Annotated in this window: 23 protein-coding genes and 1 pseudogene; 19 read left to right on the top strand and 5 right to left on the bottom strand. The window is 36.3% G+C overall.

Going from position 1 to position 22,936, the window contains the following annotated elements:
• Positions 1 to 137: 137 nt before the first annotated feature.
• Both AC1VNJ_RS09730 and AC1VNJ_RS09725 read right to left on the bottom strand, forming a co-directional pair.
• A complete protein-coding gene (locus AC1VNJ_RS09730; protein WP_482640739.1) occupies positions 138 to 860 on the bottom strand; it encodes a suppressor of fused domain protein in 723 nt (240 codons plus the stop codon).
• Positions 861 to 999: 139 nt separating this feature from the next.
• A pseudogene (locus tag AC1VNJ_RS09725) lies at positions 1,000 to 1,710 on the bottom strand (M50 family metallopeptidase).
• A gap of 203 nt (positions 1,711 to 1,913) precedes the next feature.
• Between AC1VNJ_RS09725 and AC1VNJ_RS09720 the strand changes: the two are divergent.
• Both AC1VNJ_RS09720 and AC1VNJ_RS09715 read left to right on the top strand, forming a co-directional pair.
• Positions 1,914 to 3,113: an amidase gene (locus AC1VNJ_RS09720; protein ID WP_482640738.1), complete on the top strand. Its 1,200-nt coding sequence runs from the start codon at positions 1,914 to 1,916 to the stop codon at positions 3,111 to 3,113.
• Positions 3,110 to 3,994, top strand: a complete 885-nt coding sequence (locus AC1VNJ_RS09715; RefSeq protein WP_482640737.1) for a fumarylacetoacetate hydrolase family protein — start codon at positions 3,110 to 3,112, stop codon at positions 3,992 to 3,994. The genes AC1VNJ_RS09720 and AC1VNJ_RS09715 overlap by 4 nt, the downstream gene beginning before the upstream one ends.
• Before the next feature lie 38 nt (positions 3,995 to 4,032).
• Here AC1VNJ_RS09715 and AC1VNJ_RS09710 read toward each other — a convergent pair whose 3' ends face one another.
• Positions 4,033 to 5,049, bottom strand: a complete 1,017-nt coding sequence (locus AC1VNJ_RS09710) for an acyltransferase family protein (protein ID WP_328158066.1) — start codon at positions 5,047 to 5,049, stop codon at positions 4,033 to 4,035.
• Between the two features lie 239 nt (positions 5,050 to 5,288).
• On the opposite strand from AC1VNJ_RS09710, the gene galE reads away from it, so the two are divergent.
• The 15 genes from galE (at position 5,289) to AC1VNJ_RS09635 (ending at position 19,330) form a co-directional block, all read left to right on the top strand.
• Entirely contained in the window at positions 5,289 to 6,269 is a 981-nt protein-coding gene (gene galE, locus AC1VNJ_RS09705) for a UDP-glucose 4-epimerase GalE (RefSeq protein ID WP_013055746.1), read from the top strand.
• Positions 6,270 to 6,499: 230 nt separating this feature from the next.
• On the top strand, positions 6,500 to 6,682 hold the full coding sequence (locus AC1VNJ_RS09700) for a DUF3973 domain-containing protein (protein WP_028412270.1): 183 nt from the start codon (positions 6,500 to 6,502) through the stop codon (positions 6,680 to 6,682).
• Positions 6,683 to 6,887: 205 nt separating this feature from the next.
• Positions 6,888 to 7,277 carry a PepSY domain-containing protein gene (locus tag AC1VNJ_RS09695; RefSeq protein WP_482640736.1) on the top strand — a complete coding sequence of 130 codons (390 nt, stop codon included), beginning with the start codon at positions 6,888 to 6,890 and terminating at the stop codon, positions 7,275 to 7,277.
• Between the two features lie 258 nt (positions 7,278 to 7,535).
• Positions 7,536 to 8,225 carry a hypothetical protein gene (locus tag AC1VNJ_RS09690; RefSeq protein ID WP_421544618.1) on the top strand — a complete coding sequence of 230 codons (690 nt, stop codon included), beginning with the start codon at positions 7,536 to 7,538 and terminating at the stop codon, positions 8,223 to 8,225.
• Positions 8,218 to 9,819 carry a DUF6792 domain-containing protein gene (locus AC1VNJ_RS09685; protein WP_482640735.1) on the top strand — a complete coding sequence of 534 codons (1,602 nt, stop codon included), beginning with the start codon at positions 8,218 to 8,220 and terminating at the stop codon, positions 9,817 to 9,819. The genes AC1VNJ_RS09690 and AC1VNJ_RS09685 overlap by 8 nt, the downstream gene beginning before the upstream one ends.
• Positions 9,820 to 10,182 (top strand): hypothetical protein, encoded by a 363-nt coding sequence (locus AC1VNJ_RS09680; protein WP_028412274.1) that lies wholly within the window; start codon positions 9,820 to 9,822, stop codon positions 10,180 to 10,182.
• 106 nt (positions 10,183 to 10,288) lie between these two features.
• Positions 10,289 to 10,948: a hypothetical protein gene (locus AC1VNJ_RS09675; RefSeq protein ID WP_482640734.1), complete on the top strand. Its 660-nt coding sequence runs from the start codon at positions 10,289 to 10,291 to the stop codon at positions 10,946 to 10,948.
• 106 nt (positions 10,949 to 11,054) lie between these two features.
• Entirely contained in the window at positions 11,055 to 11,741 is a 687-nt protein-coding gene (locus AC1VNJ_RS09670; protein ID WP_482640733.1) for a hypothetical protein, read from the top strand.
• 166 nt (positions 11,742 to 11,907) lie between these two features.
• Positions 11,908 to 12,606: a hypothetical protein gene (locus AC1VNJ_RS09665; protein WP_482640732.1), complete on the top strand. Its 699-nt coding sequence runs from the start codon at positions 11,908 to 11,910 to the stop codon at positions 12,604 to 12,606.
• On the top strand, positions 12,603 to 13,268 hold the full coding sequence (locus AC1VNJ_RS09660) for a hypothetical protein (protein WP_482640731.1): 666 nt from the start codon (positions 12,603 to 12,605) through the stop codon (positions 13,266 to 13,268). Before AC1VNJ_RS09665 ends, AC1VNJ_RS09660 begins: the two co-directional genes overlap by 4 nt.
• Positions 13,269 to 13,365: 97 nt before the next feature.
• Positions 13,366 to 14,043 carry a hypothetical protein gene (locus AC1VNJ_RS09655; protein ID WP_482640730.1) on the top strand — a complete coding sequence of 226 codons (678 nt, stop codon included), beginning with the start codon at positions 13,366 to 13,368 and terminating at the stop codon, positions 14,041 to 14,043.
• Between the two features lie 99 nt (positions 14,044 to 14,142).
• Positions 14,143 to 14,829 (top strand): hypothetical protein, encoded by a 687-nt coding sequence (locus tag AC1VNJ_RS09650; RefSeq protein WP_482640729.1) that lies wholly within the window; start codon positions 14,143 to 14,145, stop codon positions 14,827 to 14,829.
• 252 nt (positions 14,830 to 15,081) lie between these two features.
• Positions 15,082 to 15,759 (top strand): hypothetical protein, encoded by a 678-nt coding sequence (locus tag AC1VNJ_RS09645; RefSeq protein ID WP_482640728.1) that lies wholly within the window; start codon positions 15,082 to 15,084, stop codon positions 15,757 to 15,759.
• 599 nt (positions 15,760 to 16,358) lie between these two features.
• Positions 16,359 to 17,132 (top strand): EAL domain-containing protein, encoded by a 774-nt coding sequence (locus tag AC1VNJ_RS09640; protein ID WP_482640727.1) that lies wholly within the window; start codon positions 16,359 to 16,361, stop codon positions 17,130 to 17,132.
• A 224-nt stretch (positions 17,133 to 17,356) separates the two neighbouring features.
• On the top strand, positions 17,357 to 19,330 hold the full coding sequence (locus tag AC1VNJ_RS09635) for a sensor domain-containing protein (protein WP_482640726.1): 1,974 nt from the start codon (positions 17,357 to 17,359) through the stop codon (positions 19,328 to 19,330).
• Between the two features lie 24 nt (positions 19,331 to 19,354).
• On the opposite strand, the gene AC1VNJ_RS09630 is transcribed toward AC1VNJ_RS09635, so the two are convergent.
• On the bottom strand, positions 19,355 to 19,669 hold the full coding sequence (locus tag AC1VNJ_RS09630) for a winged helix-turn-helix transcriptional regulator (protein WP_482640725.1): 315 nt from the start codon (positions 19,667 to 19,669) through the stop codon (positions 19,355 to 19,357).
• A gap of 289 nt (positions 19,670 to 19,958) precedes the next feature.
• On the opposite strand from AC1VNJ_RS09630, the gene AC1VNJ_RS09625 reads away from it, so the two are divergent.
• Together AC1VNJ_RS09625 and gdh are read left to right on the top strand one after the other, a co-directional pair.
• Complete coding sequence (locus tag AC1VNJ_RS09625; protein WP_028412283.1) at positions 19,959 to 20,810, top strand: GRP family sugar transporter; 852 nt, start codon at positions 19,959 to 19,961, stop codon at positions 20,808 to 20,810.
• 62 nt (positions 20,811 to 20,872) lie between these two features.
• Positions 20,873 to 21,658, top strand: a complete 786-nt coding sequence (gene gdh / locus AC1VNJ_RS09620) for a glucose 1-dehydrogenase (protein WP_014461262.1) — start codon at positions 20,873 to 20,875, stop codon at positions 21,656 to 21,658.
• A 192-nt stretch (positions 21,659 to 21,850) separates the two neighbouring features.
• Here gdh and AC1VNJ_RS09615 read toward each other — a convergent pair whose 3' ends face one another.
• Positions 21,851 to 22,813: a bile acid:sodium symporter family protein gene (locus tag AC1VNJ_RS09615; protein WP_013055760.1), complete on the bottom strand. Its 963-nt coding sequence runs from the start codon at positions 22,811 to 22,813 to the stop codon at positions 21,851 to 21,853.
• Positions 22,814 to 22,936 lie beyond the last annotated feature (123 nt).

The raw sequence follows: 22,936 nt of genomic DNA, 5'->3' as shown, positions 1-22,936 counted from the left end.
AATATACCACGAATCAAAAATAGTACGCTCATATGAAAAGCAGCTTTAAAAAAGTATGTGAACTTGAGTTACATGTAAATAAGGAGTATATTCTACACGGCTCTATTTCAATAGCAGAAATAAAAAAAGAATCTCTTTTAAATAAGAGATTCTCTTTTAGTCATGGTAATGTGATAACTTTTTGACAGTTGAAATGTTTCAGCAAGCTGCCTGCGTCCTTGCGCTCCTTGTTCGCGTACATACTCTAATTCGTTTGGTGTAAGAAGCTTCATGCTAATCAGTTTAATAGATTCGTAAGGTAAAGAGAGGCTAGCTGAAACAGAAGGAGACTGAACTCCTAGCAATACACCAATATCTCCATTTTTATTTACAAAATGAGGCGGTACGTCCAAATCCGTAAATTCAATTGAAAGAACATCATGTTTCATGAATAGTTCTAGCATATTAGGGTGAGCGGCAGCATTTTGACTCATTTGATAAAGAAGGTCAAATGCCCAGTGATCCTGAATATCCGATAAAGGTCCGCGAAGAGATTCATCATCGCATTCGATATAGAATTCTAAACCTTTTCCTTGCTTTTGGCTCTTTTCTTCGGGGGATTGAAACGGATCGGACAAGCCGTCGCTTGCTAAAATAACCGTCTCTGTTTTTTGGACGCGAATAAATGTTTGACGTCCAGATGGCCAAGCAGGCCCGCCAAAAAACATGGGATTTAACAAATGAGTTAATACGTCTCCGTCTACATGTCCAATTGTGTTCCAGTAGTCTTTTCTTTTTGAGATTGACTCCTCAAGAACACGCTCTGCTTCTTTTTCCTGCTTCTTTTGTTTCCACTTTAAAAATAATGACAAGTATCCCACACCTCTTTACGACTTCATAGTACCCAATATATACCTCATTCAGGGAATTCGTAAACCACTATTAGCGTATAAAAGTAAATTATTCCTTTAAATTATAAAAATCCCAAAGTTTTCTTAGGGGAATCATAGAATTTTGTCCTTAATAAATCAGCTGGAAAATCAGATAAGCCACATACACGGCCTGTGCGAAAAATAAAAAACCCCAAAAGCGTGCTGAAAGATGGGTAAGCTGCTTTAAACTCGTAGCGTCACCCGCATCGTTTGGGTATTTGATGCTTAACACAAAAATAATAAAGGCAGAAAATAGAGATTCTACAAGTAACAGCGCACCAACAAACATCATGCTGTAGCGCATAAGCTGTGGGTCTTGTAAATAATAAATACCTCCGAGGATCAAACCGATAGAAAAAAGCCACACAATTCCGTATCCGTTACGTACCTAAAGCAGTAAATTAATAACAACCACACCTCCTAACCCGTAAAAAAGCCAGTCGTAGTGGTGGTGAACGAGTAGGTAGAAAAACAAATAAGCCATTGCTGAGCTGAACGGGTAGCCGGCTAAAGCAATAATAACGCGCGGCAGCCATCCACGGGATCCCGCGTAGGTGGCAGTCACAGCTACGCCTTCATTATTGGTATAAAGCTCAATGCGATTGACGCCTTTTCCGACAATAAGCCCCATTAGCGCGTGGCCATCTTCATGAAACATCGTATTTAAATTTGAAAAATAACGTCCAACATGCCGAAGCAGCTGATTAATGCTAGGAGCAAATGAACCTATAAATGGAATGCCTCTTGTTAGCACAAAAGCTAATAAAATAAATAAGAAAAGCGTAGTAGATTGTTCCATCGCGATAGTCCTTTTCGTAAAATGATATGTTTCTACTTTACTCGCAAACGTGCTAAAAGGGAAATAAAACGGCTAGTTTCTCTAGGAAAAGAGAAGCTGGAAGATTTGCATAATATTAATGTTAACAGACCTGACACATTCATTGACCAGCTTATTCCAAATTTTATATTCTAAACAGATATAAGAAATGAGGAGATGGTTGAATGAAAGATACGTGGAACGCATTTGTAGACAGTGACCTTTACGTACCTCCAACGGGAACGGGAATGTTAAATAACTTGAGTTTTGCGTTAAAAGACGTATTTGATGTACAAGGACATATATCAAGTGCGGGAAATCCGGATTGGCTCTCCACGCATCAGCCTGCAAGTGAACATGCAGACGTAGTAGCTGCTCTTTTAAAAGAAGGAGCTGCGCTAAAGGGAGTTACGCATACTGACGAGCTTATGTACGGATTAAATGGAGAAAACGCGCATTACGGAACACCGGTAAACCCAAAAAGCCCAGATCGAATTCCGGGAGGTTCTTCGAGCGGATCAGCGGTTGCTGTCGCTGCGGGAATAACTGATTTTGCGATTGGAACAGATACGGGAGGATCGGTTCGAATTCCGTCAAGCTACTGCGGTATTTTCGGGTATCGTCCTTCTCACGGACGCATTTCTACAAACGGTCTAATTCCACTGGCTCCAAGCTTCGATACAGTTGGTGTAATGGCTAGAGACGGCCACACTTTGCAAAAAGTAGGAGCGGTTTTATTGAATTCAACGTCGCGTGCTAGTGGATTTACACGGCTGTATGTACCAACAGATGCAATGGAACTTGTGGATGAACCAAGCATGCGAGCTCTTGCGCCTTCTATTAACCACGTAATGGAGTCTTTTTCTACTATAGAAGAGATAGCGATTGCTCCTCAGGGTTTTTCTACATATATGGAAACTTTCCGTTTGCTGCAAGGAAAAGAAATCTGGCAAACGCACGGAGAGTGGATTCAAAAAGAAAATCCAACCTTTGGAGAAGACATCGGAAGCCGCTTTCAATGGGCTAGCACTCTTACATTATTAAATATGAATTATATAGAAGAAAAGCGTTGTGAACTTCGCTATTTTATGTACTCACAGCTTGGAGAAGAAGGAATATTAGTACTTCCTACAGCTCCAGGACCCGCGCCTGTAAAAGATGCAAAAGGACCGGAGTTAGAAAACAGAAGATTGCGAACGCTTCAAATGACGTGTATTGCCGGCCTAAGCGGCCTTCCCCAAATTACGATACCTGCAGGAGAACTAGACGGTTTGCCAATCGGCTTATCTTTTATTGCAGGATACAACCAAGATGAAAAATTATTAAATTGGGTAAAAGAAAACAGCGATCGTATCATTCAAGCATCGGTAAGGAGCGTATCATGAAGTTAGTAAATATAATAGAGCAAGGGAAAGAACAAGCAGCCATTTTAGACAATGACAGCATTCTGCTTATAGAAGATATTAATACCAAATATTTAACAAACTGGTCTACAACAATTTGGGCTCTAATTCAATATAAAGAACTTCGCCACCTTGAAACATGGTACGCCCATAATAAATTTGGTATGAACAGCTCTTTTCCCGCACTGCACTTGCAGGGCAGAAAAACAGCTCCTATCATTAGTAATCCGTCGAAATTATTAGGCATTGGGTTTAATTATGCCGCTTCTGAAGAAAAACTAAAAGACTACGACCGTGCCATTGATCCAGTTAGTTTTTTAAAACCCGCAACCGCCATTATTGGACCAGAAGACAGCATTCGTATTCCAAAGCAGTCCTACAAAACAACGGCTGAAGCGGAGCTAGCGGTGGTAATCGGCGAAACGTGTAAGGATATAGAGCCAGATGAAGCCATAAACGTAATTGCTGGTTATACGTCAGCAATCGACGTAACCGCAGCTGATATTCATGCGGCGAATCATCGCTACTTAATGCGAGCGAAAAGCTTTGATACCTTTTGCAGTATAGGCTCAGAATTTGTTACAAAAGAAAGTATATCAAACGTGAAATCACTTCAAGTGCGCACATTGCTAAATGGAGACATGCAGCATGAAAATACCGTGTCTAATATGATTTACGACATCGCATACTGTGTTTCATTTTTCTCAAAAGTCATGACGCTGCACCCGGGCGATATCATCTTAACCGGAACGCCGGGACCCGCTGTTATTGAAGACGGGGACTGTATTGAATGTCATATTGAAGGCATGCTTCCATTAAAAAATAAAGTGAAAGACATGAAGAAAGTGCCTCAGCAAATCTAGTAAATAACCCCTGTAAAGAACAGGGGTTACATGACTGTTTATTTCGAAACTGGAAGTGTTTGTCCACTGTCCTTTTTCGGAATAGGAAACGCACCTAAAAATAATGCGTTTGTAAGAAGAAATTGTTTCAACAATACATGACATATTAAAGGAATCAATGTTCCCATTACTATGTATAAAAAGACGGTAGATATGCCGGTGTATTTTTCTATTAAAATAGTAACCGGTACGTGCAAAAACATAATGGTAAACGAGGATTTCCCCACGTATTCAAAAGGCTTACTCCACTTTGTTAAGCTCATTTTTTTGCTTATATATACAAGAATGCTTGCCGCGCAAAGAGGAATAATCAAATCAAGCAGCCATGTATAAACGTTTGCTTTAATATCTAATGTATAAGAAAGAACGTTGAGCTTTTCTAAAACTACAATCAATAAAATGATTAAGCTGCTCACGATTACGGTGCTTTTTCTCTCAATAAACGAAAAAGCTTGTCTGCTGTAGTATCCAATTGCGTAATAACAAATGGATAGCAAAACAGAATTGGCGCTCCATATAATGTTTTTTTGCTGAAGAAATGGAAAGCTGACATAAATATGAGCGATGAAATAGCATAGAGCTAAGAAAAGAACCATTGACCTTTTTCTTTTAATCAGTAGAGATGCATAGGCAAAAACAAGGTGAGTTAAGAATAAACAAGTGACAAACCAAAAAACACCGTAATAGTATCCGAGAGTTCTCCCGCCAATACATAAATGGTAGATGTTTAGTAACACTTCCCGAACGTTAAATGTTTGAACAAAGATAAGGGCTGCTATTAACAGGCCAAATGAAAAATAAGGGATAAGTAAACGCATCCATTTTTTCAAAATCCATTCTCGTACTTCTTGTATTCTAGAACGTGGGTGAAACAGATAGCCGCTAATCATAAAAAAGAGAGGCATGTGAAACCAAAAGAAATAATGATGAAAAAAAGGGCTGCCAGAATGCCCTGCCACTACTGTAAGAATACATAATCCTTTTAGCGCATCTAGCCATGAATGGTGTTTGCTCATTAAACTTTCATTCCTTTAATAAGTAAATTAGTTCCTGGTATATTATCTAATTCTCTGTGAAAAAGAGCAATAAAAATTTCCTTCCCTTTTCTTCATAATGAGTTCATATTGATTGTCTATACTAATAAAAAATATAAACGTATCGCTGCAGGATACTGAAAAATGAAATATTTACAAATGGAAAAGAAACGGGTACGATATCTGTAGCGACACTTAATAAAAAGGAGCTGACTGACAGTATGATTTTAGTCATCGGAGGAGCAGGCTATATCGGAAGCCACCTAGTAAAAGAATTAGTGAAAACAAATGAAGTTGTGGTACTTGATAATCTATCAACGGGTCATCGCTGGGCAATCGATGAGAAAGCGGTATTCGTAGAAGGAAATCTAGGTAATGAGAAAGATTTAGAAAGCGTATTCACAAATCATAAAATTGATGCTGTCATGCATTTTGCTGCTAATAGTTTAGTAGGGGAGTCAGTAACAGATCCTCTTAAATATTATCAAAACAACGTAGCTGCGACGTTAACCCTTTTACAAACGATGATGAAGCACAATGTGAAAAAGTTTATTTTTTCATCTACTGCTGCTACATATGGGATTCCTTCTGTAGATATCATTACAGAAGATACGGCAACAAACCCAATCAATCCGTACGGACGTTCAAAGTTAATGATCGAACAGATTTTAGCTGACTTTGCAAGTGCTTACGACATGGAATATGTTGTGCTTCGTTACTTCAACGCAGCGGGTGCTTACGAAACAGCAGAAATTGGCGAGTGCCATGATCCTGAAACGCACTTAATTCCAATCATTCTTCAGCACCTGCTCGGTGAACGTGAAAACATTTCTGTATTCGGCTCAGACTACGATACTGAAGACGGAACGTGCATTCGTGACTACATTCACGTAACGGACCTAGCAAATGCTCACATTTCAGCGCTTCAGGCACTGTTAGACGGTACGAAGAAAACAGCAACGTACAACCTTGGAAACGGCCTTGGCTACTCTGTAAAAGAAGTGATCGAAACGTGCGAAAAAGTAACGGGTAAAAAAGCGAATGTCGTAATGGCAGACCGCCGCGCTGGAGATCCGGCACGCTTAGTCGCATCTTCTGATAAAATTCACGCAGAATTAGGTTGGAAAGCGCAAATTTCATTAGAAAAAATTATCGCATCAGCTTGGAACTGGCATCAAAACAGCGCAAAAGTAACAAATTAATAAAAAGTGCCTCTTTTTTCTTTAAAAGAGGCTTTTTTATTAGGATTAAACTGATTTATGTTCTAAATAATCATTTTTAAAATCCAGTGTTTTAGCCCACGAACAAGCCTTCTTCTTTTCGGACATTTTCCCTAAACAAGCACGACTTTTGTTCTTTTCCATATGATGTAGGTAAATATACCATTCACAACTATCCCCGTTTATAAAATAGCCCGCAAGGAGGTTATGATATGTATTACTGTGTAAGATGCTCCAAATTTCATGACGAACAGGAAAAAGAAAACATCTTTCAAAATGGTTTTTACATTGATCCCTATTTGCTTCAAAAAGTTCATTTAGGCATGTGCGTACACAAATCCCCGTCAATCAAACAAATAAGAGCCGTAGAACGATTCGAAACGAAAAAGATGTAGAATTTATATTCACCAATAAGAAGCTAGATCTAATCAGGTCTAGTTTTTTCAGTGAATAACAGCTTTCTTCAGCTATCTTTCATGTAATATTAAGAGAAATTTAAGACAAGCCCGCTATACTAGTTAGTAGACGTATACATAGGGTATGGTACGTTAAGAAATTGAAACAGCAGTCCGTTTTATAAACTAGAAAGGATGGCGTCAAATGATTTCTGAAAAACGATCTCTTTTGTTGAAAGAACAAGCAAAGCTTCTCGCATTAAAAGAATATAAAGGCATTGTCAAATCCATATCGCTGAGTAAAATACTCACTCTTCCTATTTATACAGTAAACATCCTTACGTTAAACGGAGAAGAGCACAAAGTAAAAATTAACGCCGAAACCGGCAATGTTTTGAAAGAAAAAACGATTCCTTTAACCAAAAGCCGTGCAAAAGCATACGCGTTAAGACAGCATAAAGGTATTATCGAATCGATTGTTCTTGCTAACAAGCAGTACGAAATTGTCATCCTTGGACTTGATGGGAAAACCCACAGCGTGAAGATTGACGCTGAAATTGATGTGCTGGCACAAGGAGAGCGAAACATTCAGTAAATGGCTTATATTATGTAATCAACCTCACTTTTTTTAAAGTGGGGTTTTCTTTATTGAGAGAAATCATTAATAAAGGTAACAATAATAAAACAAGAAACGATTATTTATTTAAAAGAAAGGGTAAGTGATAGTAAAAAATAACCACTTCCTAATTATGGTTCTTTGATTCGTTCTGCTTATGACTCTCCCATTATAAGTATGATAGTATCGAACATGTATAAAACATAGGTTATAACATAACTAAAAGGGTGTGCGACAATGAAAAAACGTACGAAGACCATTATTGCAGTCATTGCAGGAGCTGCTATTTTAATAGGAGGAATATGGATGATAAACGAAAGCCGATACCCAAACGTTCCTGCTTTTGATGATCACTTTACGCGTGAATTCTTAAACAAAGATAAAAAAGTGGATGACGGGTTTTATGAATTTAAGTCGAAGACCGGGCAGTATACGATGTGGTTTCCGGAGGAGTATCAGTTGTTGCATGAAAATGAGCAACAGTATGTAAGAGATGGAGATTTTTATGAAAGATGGAGAGCGTCTTCTATTGAAAAACATAAAGGGAAAAACCAAGTAAATGATATACAAGTTACATTTTCGGAGGCGAGAAAACAAGAAAATGAAGAATTTAGTGTAGAGACTTTATTGAAAAGGCGCTTCAATGTTAGTAAACCTGAAAAAATAGAAACAGATGAAGCTCGAATCTACTATCAATCCGCTTATATCTATTTTAAAGGGAATGAGAAATATGTAATCAATGATAAAAAGAAACATGTTCCTAATACATACGTAGCATATGTAGCTGATAAAAACTCTAAAAAAGTTATTCAACTTTCTTTTGATAGTATTGGTAAGAATTTAAATAGCTATGAGTCTGAAAACGAAGAATGGTTTATAAAAATTTTGAAAAATATTCATTTTAATGAGGAAACTGGTAATGAGTAAAAAACCTTTATTAGATGATAGTTTAAGAAATAGGATAACCCAACTTGAATATAAAGGTTTGTCTGGAAAAGAAAAAGAGATTAAGAATATATACAAAGAACGCACAGGAAAGGAAATCCCTGAATTTACTATCTATGACAGTTCTGATATGGGAATTGGAGGGAAATCAGGGTTCGATGGTGCTGCCATTCACTTTCATGATGAAAAGCAAAAAATTAATGAAGTGTATTATGTCTTTAGAGGAACAGAACCATCTAAAGACTTTGGTGATGTTGTTTATGATGCTTTAGGAGTAGGAGCAGGTAAACAAAACAGTCAAATAGAAGATGCAATGGCTATGTATGAGGAAGTTGAAAAAAACTTTACAGATTCATCCGTGAAAATTAAAAGATATGGAGATGGTCATTCTTTAGGAGGACACCTTATAGTTACACTAAGTTTGATAACTAAAAACTTTGTGAATACAAGGGGACTCAATGATGCTCCAGTAAATCTGGAGCAACTAAAAGAGCTTGACAGTGACTTTGAAAATTATGTACAAGTGAAAACAGGAAAAAATGAGGGGATATCCTCTAAGAAGTTAACAGAATTAGCCAACACCTACTACAAAAAGCAGAAAGCTACCATAAGTCATACCTGGGTAAAAGGTGAACCTATGCATGCGCAATCTTTCCCTGGCAGTTGGTATGCAGGTAATAAAGTAACCATGCTTGGAAATATGAATACAGAAGAAATGATTAATATTGGAGAATATCCTCTGAAAAGGTTAGCCAAATGGAACTTATTTTTAAAGCACGACGAAATGAGATATAACTCTGGAGTATCCAATATAATTGGAGGGTTATCTTTAGTAAATGCTCATGTAGACAACAGTGTTCTTCTCAATATTCCATCATATGTTGATGATGTGAAGGAAAAGCCGCTTAAGCATCTTCCGGGGATTGTACTAGGAACAGAAGGCGCATTTTTCTTGACGAAACAGGCGATAAAAAGTCCTGGAGTTTTAGTGCAAGGGATTAAAGGAATATCTCAAAGAGATCAAGCAAAACTGCACGGAATTAATTACGTTGTCAAATACACAGAAGCTAATGTTATGAAGACGTATTATCAGGTTTTTGATTCAGGATCTCAGGAAGAAATCTTACTAGATTATGAACAAATGAAGAAGTTTGTTTATTACTGTGCTAATGCCATTAAAGATAAAGAAGCAAACTTAAATACGCTAAAGCAGTATTTACATAGTGAAATTAACGAAGTCTTCGAAGCTAAGAAGAAAAAGTTAAAAATGAAAATATCCAGAGAAGAAGCTTCTCCCCAGTCATTTATGGAAAAGGCAGATAAAGACGGCGCTACCCTCGCATGGTTTGGACAAAAGCGTGTGGCTGAAAAAGTGACGTTTGACAAAACGTTTGACCCGCTAGACGATAGTGTATTTACCCCTGTTGAAGAGATTATTTCTTCTATTCAAGAGGAAGTTACATACTATCAAAAGTTTCTTGAAGCGTTCTTCCGAAATTTCGAGAAGATGATGGAAGCAGACGAATCGGTAGCTTCAGATATTAAAAGCATGAAAGAAGTAGTAGGGGGGATTTAATTGTTTGATTTTGATTTTACACACACAGGAACAACGAGCGGTAAATACACGTTTGAATTTGATGGTGATGACTTCAAAGACGAGCAGGCAAAAAGGATTAAAGAGTTAATCAAAAAGGATCAAGAAGTAAATGAAAAGCTTTGGCATGCTAAAAGCTATTTAGAAAACCAAACGGGTGAGTTTGCGGATGCGGTTAAAAGTAAATTAGAAGCAGCTGAGCGGGGATATACGCTAAGGGCTCAGCAGTATGATACTGGAGCATTTCAGCATATTATGAGTTTTATGCATTCTGTTAAAGATATGCATAAGAGAGAGTACGAACTTCGATATAAAGAATCAATGGATGAAAGTGAATTAACATAGGGGATACTGCTATTCCTCAGACAGTGGTCTGAGGGATTTTTATATGTTGAACAATTTAAATTAAGTCCTATTTATTTCAAAAGAGTAATAGAGGGAGTGTAGGACAATGAAAAAACGTACGAAGACCCTTTCCGCAATCATTACAGGAGTTGCTATTTTAATAGGAGCAATATGGCTGATAAACGAAAGCAGCTACCCAAACGTCCCTGCTTTTGATAATCACTTTACGCGTGAATTCTTAAACAAAGATAAAAAAGTGGCCAGCGGGTTTTATGAGTTTAAGTCGAAGACAGGGCAGTATACGATGTGGTTTCCGGAGGAGTATACATTACTGAGTGAAAATGGTGATTACGCTAAAGATAATAAAGATTTTGAACAATGGGAAGCTGTTCCCTCAAGTGAAACCAAGGCGTATAGAGGAGCTATATATGTCAGGATGGCTAAAGATAACAAGAGAAATCACCAAGATTATCTTGAAAGCTTTTTTAAAGATCATTTAATTTCTGAACAGCCAAAGCTTATTAAAACAGGTAAAACCGAAATTTATTTTTCAAGTGCTCATTTTGAGATAAATGAAAAGAATCAAGTAGTAGAAGATATTAAGCAAAAACCCAATAGCCTTTATGCATATATTATAGATAAAGCTTCTAACAAAGTAATTGAATTTTCTTTTGAAACGAGCGGATTTAAAGATAAACAATTTGAGGAAGAGAAACAGAGAAAATGGTTAATGAAAATCTTAAGAAGTGTTCAATTTTACGGTTAAGTTAGCTATACATCACGAAGCAATTTCGGGTAATAGTATTCGGTAAAAACTATTTAATAAATAGGAAAAGAAGTTTGTTTCAAATAATGAAGAAGGGTGTGCAGCTATGAAACAGCATACAAAGACTATTATCGTCGTAATTACAGGGGCAACTATTTTAATAGGCGGAATATGGATCATAAATGAAAGCCGCTACCCAAATGTTCCAGCTTTTAAAGATCATTTCACTCGTGAGTTTTTGAATAAAGATAAAAAAGTAGACGATGGGTTTTATGAGTTTAAATCAAGGACAGGACAGTATACGATGTGGTTTCCGGAGGAGTATCAGTTGTTACATGAAAATGAACAACAATATGTTAAAAGTGACGATTTTTACGAAAGGTGGAAAGCTTCATCAGTCAAGAAGCATAAAAAAGGAGATCAACTAAATTATTTACAAGTCGAACTATCAGAGAGTAATGCTGATGATGAATCTATTTATGTAGAGAGTCTATTTAAAGGTGAGTTTGGCACAAATGATCCTGAAAAGTGGGAAACAGCTAATACCCGTATATATTTTGATGCAGCTTATCTTTATTTTAAAGGAACAGAAGAACATGTCATCTATGATAAGAATAAATATGCTCCAAATACATACATAGGATACGTAGCAGATAAGTATTCTAATAAGGTAATTGAATTATGGTTTGATGACAGTTTAAATCATCAAACTAATAAGGGGCTTGAGAAAAGAGAGTGGTTTGTAGAAATATTAAATAGTATTCGTTTTAATCAAGAAAATAGCTCAACTTGAATACAAAGGCTTATTTGATAAAGAAAAAGAAGTCAGAGAGATTTGTGAGTCTCAATAACTTTTAAAAAAGGTATGTCGAAGAAATAAGAACAGATATAACAATTCTAAACTATTCAATATATGCAAAGTGAAGTTTGTTCTAAACAATACAAAAGGATGGGCGACTATGAAGAATCGCATGAAGACTGTTATTGGAGTAATTGTAGGAGTCGCTATTTTAGTAGGAACAATATGGCTGATAAACGAAACACGCTATCCCAACGTTACAGCTTTTGATGATCACTTCACGCGTAAGTTCTTGAACAAAGATAAAAAAGTGGACGACGGGTTTTATGAGTTTGAGTCAAAGACAGGCCAGTATACGATGTGGTTTCCAGAAGAATTTGTAATAGCGAATAACGATGGTCAAGGCTATTCAAAGAACGGACAAAATTATGAAGATTGGAGAGCCTTATCGACTAAAAAATACAAAGGGGAGAATCTGATTAGTCAACTGAACTTGAAATTTTTTGAGCGGAGTACCAAAGATGAAGCTGTGTTTGTAGAGTCTACTTTTAAAAGAAGATTTCACGTCAATAAACCAAAGGTAATAGAAACGAAAGATAAAAAAATCTACTATGATAATGCCTATACTTACTTCAAGGGTACGGAGGAGAAAGTAATTGAGGATAAAAGTAGTTACATACCCAATACATATGTTGCCTACGTAGTTGATGAACATTCAAATAAGACAATTGAAATATCTTATGACTCTATAGGTAATAACTTATCAAAAAATGAAGGTGACAAAACAAATAAGCAATTTTTAAAAATGTTAAAAAGTATTCATTTTAGACCAGAAAACAACGGAGATGTCAGAGGATGAAGAAACGTACGAAGACTATTATTGCAACTATTGCAGGAACGGTTATTTTAACAGGAGCCATATGGCTAATAAACGAAAGCCGCTATCCAAATGTCCCTGCTTTTAATGATCACTTCACCCGTAAGTTCTTGAACAAAGATAAAAAAGTGGACGACGGGTTTTATGAGTTTGAGTCAAAGACAGGACAGTATACGATGTGGTTTCCAGAAGAGTATCAAACCATACATAAGGATGCTTCGGATTATGTTAAAGATGATACATATTATGAATTTTTGAAAGCCTCTAATAATAGCCGCGATGGATATAAAGGATATATTAATATTGAGCTGTCTGAGAAAAAACCTAATAAAGAAAAGATATATGTAGAGGGCTTATTTAAAAAACGTTTTCATATTAATAATCCTCAAAAATTACAGACAGATACAACAAGAATTTATTACGATAGCGCGTATATCTATTTTAAAGGCACAGATAAAAGAGTAATTACGGATTTTAATAAACGTACGCCAAGTACATATGCAGGCTATATTGCGGATAAAAACTCTGAGCGGGTAATCAAATTTTATTTTGATAGTACAGAACACCTTTCTGAAAAATTAGCAGAAGAACGTGAGGAATGGATTATAAAGATATTAAAGAGTATTACCTTTAAAACAGAATAAAAACAAGGTCTACTCATTCTGTTTTAAACAATAGCTGAAGAAAATTTCTTAATTTTAAAGTTTGTACGAGCAAGGGCAATAAAGGATGTGTGGAATGATGAAAAAACGTAAAAAGACTATTATTGCAGCAATCGTAGGGTCATCTATTCTAATAGGTGGAATATGGCTGATAAACGAAGAACGCTACCCCAACGCCCCAGCTTTTGATGACCATTTTACGCGTAAGTTCTTGAATAAAGATAAAAAAGTGGACGGCGGGTTTTATGAGTTTAAGTCGAAGACCGGGCAGTATACGATGTGGTTTCCCGAGGAGTACCAGCTGTTGCATGAAAATGAACAGCAGTATGTTAAAGAAGGAAAGTTATATGAGCGTTATAGAGCTGTATCTAATAGCAATGAATTAGAATATATGACAGTTGAATTTTCAAACAAAATAAAAAAAAATGAATCTATTTACGTTGAAAGACTGTTTCAAGAGCAATTTAATTCAAATAAACCTTATAAAATAGAAACTAGAAATGTAAGTATTTATTATGATAAGGCCTATACTTATTTTAAAGGTACTCATAAGCAAGTAAATAGAGAAAAAGAGGGCTACGTACCTAATGAATATGTAGCCTATATAGCGGATAAACATTCTAATTCAGTTATTAAATTTTATTTTGATAACGTAAAAGCAGAATTAAATGAGAGGCAAGGAAGAGAGCAAGATAAGAGGATTATGAAAATCTTAAAAAGTGTTCAATTTAATGATTTTAAAGATACTAGAAATTAAAATCTTTTTTTGTGGAATAAGAGCGAATCAAAAAAATATATACTATCCAATTTATAATAAGTCCCGTTTATTTCAAAAGAATGAAGGGAGGGTATAACGATGAAAAAGCGTATAAAACTCATTACTGCAGTTATTGCAGGAACAGCTATTTTACTAGGAGCCATATGGCTAATAAACGAAAGCCGCTACCCCAACGTTCAAGCTTTTGATGACCACTTTACACGTAAGTTCTTGAACAAAGATAAAAAAGTGGACGACGGGTTTTATGAGTTTAAGTCAAAGACAGGTCAGTATACGATGTGGTTTCCAGAGGAGTATCAAATGCTGCATGATGCTTCAGAGTATTACTCTGTAAATGGAAAATCATATGAAAATTGGTCTGCTTCATATAGGAAAATCGCTGGAAAAAACAAGTCAATATACTATATAAAAGCTGAATTTTTAAAGAATGATAAGAAATCTGAGCCAATTTATGTGAAGGGATTATTTGAGGAGCAATTAAAGGATAGTAATTTTAAAGAAATAGAAACTTCACGTACTCGCATATATTATGACTACGCTTATGCATATTTCAAGGGAACTGAAAGGCATGTAGTACATAACAGTAAAGTCTATTTGCCTAATACCTATACAGCTTATGTAGCAGATAAAAATTCTAATAAGGTTATAGAATTCTCATACGACAGTATAGGTGAAGGTACAGAAACTAGCCAAGAAAAAAGGAAGTTATGGTTTTTGACAATATTAAAAAGTATTAATTTTAGCGAGGGTAAAAGTCGTGAGTGAAAACCTTTATTAAGTAACGATATAAAAAATGAAATAACTCTGCTTGAGTACAGTGGATTATAGGGATGAAAGTGAATGAATATAAAAAGTACTGCTATTGCTCAGACAATGATTTGAGCAATTTTTATATGTTTAATAACTACAAATAGATAAGTAAGCAGTATGTAGCATACATAGCAATAGATTTAAATAAAAATATTCAAAATTATATTAAATGTGGTTTATTTCAAGCAATGAAGGGAGTGTGTAACAATGAAAAAACGTACCAAGACCATTATTGCAGTTATTGCAGGAGCCGCTATTTTAATAGGAGCCATATGGCTGATAAACGAAAGCAGCTACCCAAACGCCCCAGCTTTTGATGACCACTTTACACGTAAGTTCTTGAACAAAGATAAAAAAGTGGACGATGGTTTTTATGAGTTTAAGTCAAAGACAGGTCAGTATACGATGTGGTTTCCAGAAGAGTATCAAGTTTTACATAAAAAGAGAGAGGATTATGCTATCAATAATGATTCTTACGAGAGCTGGTGGGCTGTCTACAATGAAGAAGTTGAAGGTAAAACACAAGCGAATTATATAAAAACTGAGTTTTTAACCAGTAATCCTGCAGATGAGAGTATTCACGTTGAGGCTTTATTTAAAAGAAGATTTGGATTAAGTGTTACTAATAAGATTGAAAATTCACAGACGAGGATTTACTATCAATCAGCTTATATTTATTTCAAAGGAACAGAAAAGCGTGTAATAGTAGATAAGAAGAAACATATTCCTAATACATACTTGGCATATGTAGCAGATAAGCATTCTAATAAAATAGTACAGATTTCCTTCGATAGTAGCGATAAATATAAAAGCGGTGATGAAGAAAAAAAGCAAGAATGGTTTTTAAAAATGCTAAAGACTATTCATTTTAACGAGGATAAATAGTAGAGAATTTATAGAGAAGAAGAGGTAACAAGTTAAATGAAGAAAGTTATAGGATTTGCTTTAGCTATTAGTATATTAGCTGTAGGTATAATGTTTTTTGGTAATGCTGTATATAGGCTATTATCGTTGATTTTCCAACTAGCATCTATTTATCAACATGAGCAATTTGTCTATGATTACAAACTAACGATAAGAGGTTATTGCGCTAAGTATATGGTAAACGTAAATTTCACATGATTAGATGCTTCTAGCGGTTGATTGGAGGGAAAGCGAAGCCATGCACGGAAATCAACCGCGGTGTCACAAGCAATCTATACTAGTCCCTTTATTTAATTTGCTCATCTTTAGATGGTGCTGAGCTGCTTATGTCTCAATCTCTTGTTTGAAACATCCTTTACAGCCTATCTATCAAAAGCATAAAAGCCTCTAAAACACTTCTTTGTTGCTATCATAAGCCTCCAGCAAGTCCCAAAATACTAAATCGCCTAATGGAATATCTTACTTTTAATGGACAATTATCTGTTTTTAGGATATATTTTTATAAGTTTAGGTTATGGAAGAAATAGTATATTGAAAACGAAAGGTGATTAAACGAAAGAATGGATGCTCATGTTTTAAAGGAACTGACGTATAAAGACTTTCAGTTTGTATATCAGCCTATTTATGCGCTAGATTCGTGGGAGACGCTGGGTTTTGAGGCTTTGCTGCGCACGGCTTTCGCAAAAGGGCAGATTGAAGAGTTGTTTTCACTGGCAAGACGCCATAATTATTTGTACAAGCTTGATACGATGGCAATTGAAGGAGCGATCAAACACTTTCCGTTTGATGTGTTGAAATCACAGGATGTATTTATCAATGTGTTTCCATCTACTCTTCTCCATCCGCATTTTCAGCTGTTTTTAACGTATCTGTTGAACACCTATAAAAATGCGAAGCATCGCGTTGTATGGGAGTTAAATGAAACGCTTCATGAAAAGATTTTATGGGAATCGCCTGCTCTTTTTGCCCGAGTAATGAGTTTGAAAGAGGCTGGTTTCAAAATCGCGATTGATGATTTTGGAGCAGGGGCTGCAGCGATGAGACAAGTGAGCATGTACGAACCTCACTATATGAAGCTGGACCGAAGCTATGCGGAAGGGCTAGCCGACTGCAAGCAAAAGAAAGATCTGATTGATTTGCTTGTTAACTATTATCCGCATACGAATCTCATTTTAGAAGGCGTTGAACGAGATAAAGATTTAGCCGCAGCGATTTCGTTAAACCTACATGCTGCTCAAGGCTATTTGCTGGGCATGCCGCAGTCGATCTCTTCCTACTTAACTTATAATAAGTACCGCAGTTTATTCAGACGAGAAAGGCTGCTGAATTCTTAAACTCTACACTTCACTCAATAGATAATTTATCGTGATATAAAATTGAGTAATTAGATCTATATGAAACATAGATGCCTTGAATTTTTATAAAATTATGTGATTTTGTACGATTGTTAAAATATTTTAAGAGATAAAGAAGACGTGTTGGTTTGGGAGAATGAGTGAATGGCATATCAAAACAAGACGTTTAGTGAAATTCCAAAGGCAGATGGAGGATATTTAGTATGTATAGTGAAGGGGTATTCCAATTTTATTTTATGAATATGCCGCAGCCTGTTATTTTAATTCAGCAAGAAAAACATCAGCTGTATTATAAAGAATGTAACAAAGCAGCTCAGCAATTCTTTGACAAAATGGAAGACGAGATAATCAACAAAGAAGAAAATCTGCTTTTTTACACACTTTGTGAAAAAGCCATTGCCACGAAAGAACCGATTCAATATCAACACATACAGCTTTTTCAGCCCGACCGGCATGCATATGAAGTAACTTTTACTCCTCTTTTTAATCAAGCGACAAACCCTTCACATGTCCTTGTCATGGCTCAAGAAATTCATTATAAAAAAACACAGGAAGAGAGCACGCGTTTACTCGATGCGTTTCTAGAAAACACGGTAGACGCCATTCTAATTGCTGATTGTGATGAGAAGGTCTTAACAGTCAATGGAGCATTTGAAAAGCTATTTCAGTGGAGAAAAGAAGAAGCTATAGGAAAAAGCCGTCAAGAGATGAACATCGTGTCAAAGAAAGAGGAACAAGAAAACCTTAAATTAATAGCAGAATTAAAAAATGGTAAGACGCTGTCTCCTTATGAAACAGTCAGGTACAAAAAAAGCGGCGAAAGCGTGTGTGTATCTGTCAGCTGTTCACCGATTTATGACCATCAAAATCAACTGGTCGCCTATTCAGTGATTTACCGAGATATCACAGCTATTAAAAGGTTAGAATTAGAGCTCATAAAAAGCAAACAGTGGTACAAATCGCTATTTACAAACCACCACCACGCAGTTTGTATGCTGAATTTGGACGGCACGATTTTAAATATTAACAGCGCATTCTTAGAAACGCTGCAGCTTTCTGCAAGCGATGTGCTGCACCAAAATTACCGAGACATTGCTAAAAGACTGGGAGCCTGTAATTACAAACGTTGGAATGTATATGAAGAAATTAGTTATAGTACAGAGATAACATTCCGAAGAAGCCAACATTCTATACAACATGTGTATATTACAACGATTCCTGTTAAAGTAAATAATCAAACGGTTGGCGCCTATGCAATCTTACACGATATTACGCCTCAAAAAGAAGCAGAAGAACAGCTGGCTTATACGCTGAAAGAACTTGAAAATATAAAATATGCACTTGATGAATCAGCTAGCGTTATGATTATAAATGCAAGTGGAACTATTACCTATGTAAATGATATGTATGTACAGTATTCAGGTTACGAAAAAGAAGATTTAGTAGGGAAGTATTATCGAGATGCAGGGCTTAATCATGATCATCATGAGCTGCTTGAAACAATAAAAAGCGGAAAAGTATGGCGAGGACAGCTTGAAATGGGGACGAAGCATCATCAGTCATACTGGGTATCGAAAACAATTGTGCCGTTAAAAGATATAGACGGAAATATTACTCATTATGTATCCATTCATAATGATATTACTGAACAAAAAGCGCTAGAAAATAAACTTCATTTTGAAGCCACTCACGATAGTTTAACAGGTCTTCCCAACCGGGCGATGTTATTAAAAGAGTTAAACAAAGTAATTGAAAAAGGGCAGCAAAAAAGCGATGAGTTTTTTGCGCTTTTGTTTCTTGACTGTGATAATTTTAAGCAGATTAACGATGAATATGGCCATCATATAGGCGACGAATTTCTAAAAGCATACACGAAGAGATTAAAGAGCTGTGTGAGGAAAGGCGATCGTATTTATCGTTTGGGCGGAGACGAGTTTATCATTATTTTAAACGTAACAAACCGACGAGAAATTGAACAAATTGCTAGGCGAATTCACGTATCTCTTCAGCAAAGCTGGAATGTACGGGGCTATTGTTTGCGCACCACAACTACCATCGGCGTCTCTATCTATCCAGAAGACGGGGAATCGGCTGCTTCATTATTAAAAAATGCAGATGATGCGTTATATCAAGGAAAAAGAGAAGGGAAAAATAATTATATCCTCTATCAAACGTAAAAAAAGCCTCCAAAGAGGCTTTTTTTATTTTATCCATGTTTTTGCCCACTTGCTGACGGGTCCTAAGATCATACCAAGCTCTGATCCTTTTTTAGTTAAGATATATTCAATACGAACCGGACGTTCAGGAATAACGTGCCGGATTACAATTCCTTCTTCTTCTAACTCTTTCATTCGTTCGGTTAACATTCGTTTACTTAAAGAGGGAATGCTCCCGTGAATTTCACTAAAGCGTTTAGGACCGCTCATCAGGACATAAATAATTAACCCATTCCATCTTTTTCCGATTATATCAAACGTTTTCCACACTTTTGGACATAACTCATCAAATTCATTCATTCATGCCACCTACTTTATTGTATATAGGATATTAAAAGTAACCCTTATAATGTTATTATATACTAGCATTTGGATAATGAAAAGGCTATCTTTTTTTATTTTCAAAACTTTCAGTAGCTTGGAAACGCTGTATTGTAAAGTTTTTAAAAAAAGTCACAGAATCGACATATTATTATTGACGTATCAAGAAAAAAGGTCTAAGATTGGTTACATAAAGTTACCTAGTTAAATAAAAGGTACTTTAAATTTACAATTACATCAAGAGTTTGAGAAAGAAGGTTAGTATCAAATGGATATCCTTTTGGCTATTCTTCCTGCGATTTTCTGGGGAAGTATTGTCCTGTTCAACGTTAAATTGGGCGGAGGTCCTTACAGTCAAACGCTTGGAACTACAATTGGTGCGCTGATCTTTTCAGCCGTTATTTATTTCGTAGTTCATCCAGTGTTGACGCCGCTTATTTTTATTGTCGGAATCGTTTCAGGATTATTTTGGGCAGTTGGGCAAAGTAATCAGTTGAAAACGATTGATTATATTGGTGTTTCAAAAACCATGCCAATTTCAACTGGTATGCAGCTTGTGACAACATCACTGTTTGGTGTTATCGTGTTTCACGAGTGGTCAACAACAACAACCGTTATTTTAGGCGTGTTAGCTCTTATTTTTATTGTTATTGGTATCGTGCTAACATCACTAGAAAGCGAAAAAAACCCAGAGCAATCTGGACAATTTAAAAAAGGGATCATTACCCTTATTGTTTCAACAATTGGATACTTAGTGTATGTAGTTGTCGCTCGTTTATTTAATGTAGACGGCTGGTCGGCACTATTCCCACAAGCAATTGGTATGTTAATTGGTGGACTTATACTTACTTATAAACACAAACCGTTTAATAAATACGCAATTCGCAACATTATTCCAGGCCTCATTTGGGCAGCTGGTAACATGTTCTTATTTATTTCTCAACCTAAAGTAGGGGTTGCAACAAGCTTCTCATTATCACAAATGGGAATCGTTATTTCAACGCTTGGCGGTATCTTCTTACTTGGAGAAAAGAAAACAAAGCGTCAGCTTATTTCAATTACGATTGGTATTGTGCTCATCATTTTAGGTGGCGTATTCCTCGGAATGGCTAAAAGTTAACGTTTACGTAAAAGTTAATGATAGTATGTATGAATAAATGAAAACACTAGGAGGATTTTATTATGTATACAGATTTAAAAGATAAAGTAGTTGTAATTACAGGTGGATCAACAGGTTTAGGTCGCGCAATGGCTGTTCGTTTCGGTCAAGAAGAAGCAAAAGTTGTTATTAACTATTACAACAATGAAGAAGAAGCTTTAGATGCGAAAAAAGAAGTAGAAGAAGCAGGCGGACAAGCAATCATCGTTCAAGGCGACGTAACAAAAGAAGAAGACGTTGTAAATCTTGTTCAAACAGCTATTAAAGAATTCGGTACATTAGACGTTATGATTAACAACGCTGGTGTTGAAAACCCAGTTCCTTCTCATGAGCTATCTTTAGACAACTGGAACAAAGTTATTGATACAAACTTAACAGGTGCATTCTTAGGAAGCCGTGAAGCAATTAAATATTTCGTTGAAAACGACATTAAAGGAAACGTTATTAACATGTCTAGTGTTCACGAAATGATTCCTTGGCCATTATTTGTTCACTATGCAGCAAGTAAAGGCGGTATGAAACTAATGACGGAAACATTGGCTCTTGAATATGCGCCAAAAGGTATCCGCGTAAATAACATTGGACCAGGTGCGATGAACACACCAATCAACGCTGAAAAATTCGCAGATCCTGTACAACGTGCAGACGTAGAAAGCATGATTCCAATGGGTTACATCGGTAAACCAGAAGAAGTAGCATCAGTTGCAGCATTCTTAGCATCATCACAAGCAAGCTATGTAACAGGTATTACATTATTTGCTGATGGTGGTATGACGAAATATCCTTCTTTCCAAGCAGGAAGAGGCTAATATAGTTTAGAATCGATGTAGAAAAAAGAGACATGGCAAAAGCGCCATGTCTTTTTTTCTATACCTAAGAGAATTTCACCCCCCTTTCGGGGTTGGTGAAATTCTCCTAGGTAAAAGCTTTTAAGAACTTTTTAAAACCTTTTTGGGAAGGTTCATGGGAGCTTTTTGTGCTTCCCTTATAAGTTTATTGTATTAGCCAGCCATTTTTTTGTTAGACGATGGCTGGTTTTTGTCTTTTAGTTTGCTGAAGATAAAGGCTAGCACTGAGCCTGAGATGTTGTGCCAGACGCTGAAGATGGCGCTTGGGACAGCGGCTAGCGGCGAAAAGTGAGTGGAAGCGATAGTGACACCGAGCCCTGAGTTTTGCATGCCAACTTCCATTGCGACCGCTTTTTGTTTGGCTAAATCCATTCCACATAAGCGGGCAAAGAAGAAGCCGATTGTGAAACCAAGAATGTTGTGAAGCACGACTACGGCAAAAATGATACCACCCGTTTTAGCAAGCTGCGCTTGGCTTCCTGCCACAACAGCAGATACAATCAAAACAATTGCGACTACTGAAACAAGGGGAAGAGCTTTGGAACTCGCTTCTGCAGCTTTTCCAAAAAACTTTTTGATCGTAAATCCAAGAGCAAGCGGAATGATGACAACTTGTATAATGGAAATAATAAGAGACATGATATCAATATCGACCCACTTGCTTGCAAATAATAAAATAAGAAGCGGTGTAACAATCGGTGCTAAAATGGTTGAAACAGAAGCGATAGCAACTGCAAGCGCAACGTTTCCTCGAGCCAAAAAGACCATTACGTTTGATGATGTGCCGCTTGGACAGCAGCCTACTAAAATAACGCCCACTGCTATTTCTTTTGGTAAATCTAAGCCAATTGCCAAACCGAATGCGAGAAGCGGCATAATGATAAAATGTCCTACCACGCCTAGTGCTACTTCTTTCGGTCTTCGAAATACTTCGCTGAAATCAGACGCTGACAGCGTTAATCCCATTCCAAACATGACAATTCCTAAAAGCGGAACGATATACTTTCCAATCCATACAAAGTGCTCTGGGAATGAATAGGCAATAACGGAAATTAAAATAACCCAAAGCGTAAATGTTTTTCCTGCAAATGTACTGATTTTCTCTATTGTTTTCATCTGTACGATACCTCCTGCGAACTATAAGAAGAAATTATACTATTTATTCAGAAAAATGAAAACAGTATTTTTGTAAAATAGTACAGAATATTTTATCTTTTGGAGATTATTTCAGTTTAAATG

Source organism: Priestia sp. 3CA3, from assembly GCF_056836725.1.
This window is presented reverse-complemented; position numbering and strand designations above follow the sequence as displayed.

Bases quoted from the DNA above. Each gene is read 5' to 3' on its own strand.
- AC1VNJ_RS09720 (WP_482640738.1), top strand. From the start codon at position 1,914: ATGAAAGATACGTGGAACGCATTTGTAGACAGTGACCTTTACGTACCT.
- AC1VNJ_RS09715 (WP_482640737.1), top strand. From the start codon at position 3,110: ATGAAGTTAGTAAATATAATAGAGCAAGGGAAAGAACAAGCAGCCATT.
- AC1VNJ_RS09710 (WP_328158066.1), bottom strand. From the start codon at position 5,049: ATGAGCAAACACCATTCATGGCTAGATGCGCTAAAAGGATTATGTATT.
- galE (WP_013055746.1), top strand. From the start codon at position 5,289: ATGATTTTAGTCATCGGAGGAGCAGGCTATATCGGAAGCCACCTAGTA.
- AC1VNJ_RS09700 (WP_028412270.1), top strand. From the start codon at position 6,500: ATGTATTACTGTGTAAGATGCTCCAAATTTCATGACGAACAGGAAAAA.
- AC1VNJ_RS09695 (WP_482640736.1), top strand. From the start codon at position 6,888: ATGATTTCTGAAAAACGATCTCTTTTGTTGAAAGAACAAGCAAAGCTT.
- AC1VNJ_RS09690 (WP_421544618.1), top strand. From the start codon at position 7,536: ATGAAAAAACGTACGAAGACCATTATTGCAGTCATTGCAGGAGCTGCT.
- AC1VNJ_RS09685 (WP_482640735.1), top strand. From the start codon at position 8,218: ATGAGTAAAAAACCTTTATTAGATGATAGTTTAAGAAATAGGATAACC.
- AC1VNJ_RS09675 (WP_482640734.1), top strand. From the start codon at position 10,289: ATGAAAAAACGTACGAAGACCCTTTCCGCAATCATTACAGGAGTTGCT.
- AC1VNJ_RS09670 (WP_482640733.1), top strand. From the start codon at position 11,055: ATGAAACAGCATACAAAGACTATTATCGTCGTAATTACAGGGGCAACT.
- AC1VNJ_RS09665 (WP_482640732.1), top strand. From the start codon at position 11,908: ATGAAGAATCGCATGAAGACTGTTATTGGAGTAATTGTAGGAGTCGCT.
- AC1VNJ_RS09660 (WP_482640731.1), top strand. From the start codon at position 12,603: ATGAAGAAACGTACGAAGACTATTATTGCAACTATTGCAGGAACGGTT.
- AC1VNJ_RS09655 (WP_482640730.1), top strand. From the start codon at position 13,366: ATGAAAAAACGTAAAAAGACTATTATTGCAGCAATCGTAGGGTCATCT.
- AC1VNJ_RS09650 (WP_482640729.1), top strand. From the start codon at position 14,143: ATGAAAAAGCGTATAAAACTCATTACTGCAGTTATTGCAGGAACAGCT.
- AC1VNJ_RS09645 (WP_482640728.1), top strand. From the start codon at position 15,082: ATGAAAAAACGTACCAAGACCATTATTGCAGTTATTGCAGGAGCCGCT.
- AC1VNJ_RS09640 (WP_482640727.1), top strand. From the start codon at position 16,359: ATGGATGCTCATGTTTTAAAGGAACTGACGTATAAAGACTTTCAGTTT.
- AC1VNJ_RS09635 (WP_482640726.1), top strand. From the start codon at position 17,357: ATGTATAGTGAAGGGGTATTCCAATTTTATTTTATGAATATGCCGCAG.
- AC1VNJ_RS09630 (WP_482640725.1), bottom strand. From the start codon at position 19,669: ATGAATGAATTTGATGAGTTATGTCCAAAAGTGTGGAAAACGTTTGAT.
- AC1VNJ_RS09625 (WP_028412283.1), top strand. From the start codon at position 19,959: ATGGATATCCTTTTGGCTATTCTTCCTGCGATTTTCTGGGGAAGTATT.
- gdh (WP_014461262.1), top strand. From the start codon at position 20,873: ATGTATACAGATTTAAAAGATAAAGTAGTTGTAATTACAGGTGGATCA.
- AC1VNJ_RS09615 (WP_013055760.1), bottom strand. From the start codon at position 22,813: ATGAAAACAATAGAGAAAATCAGTACATTTGCAGGAAAAACATTTACG.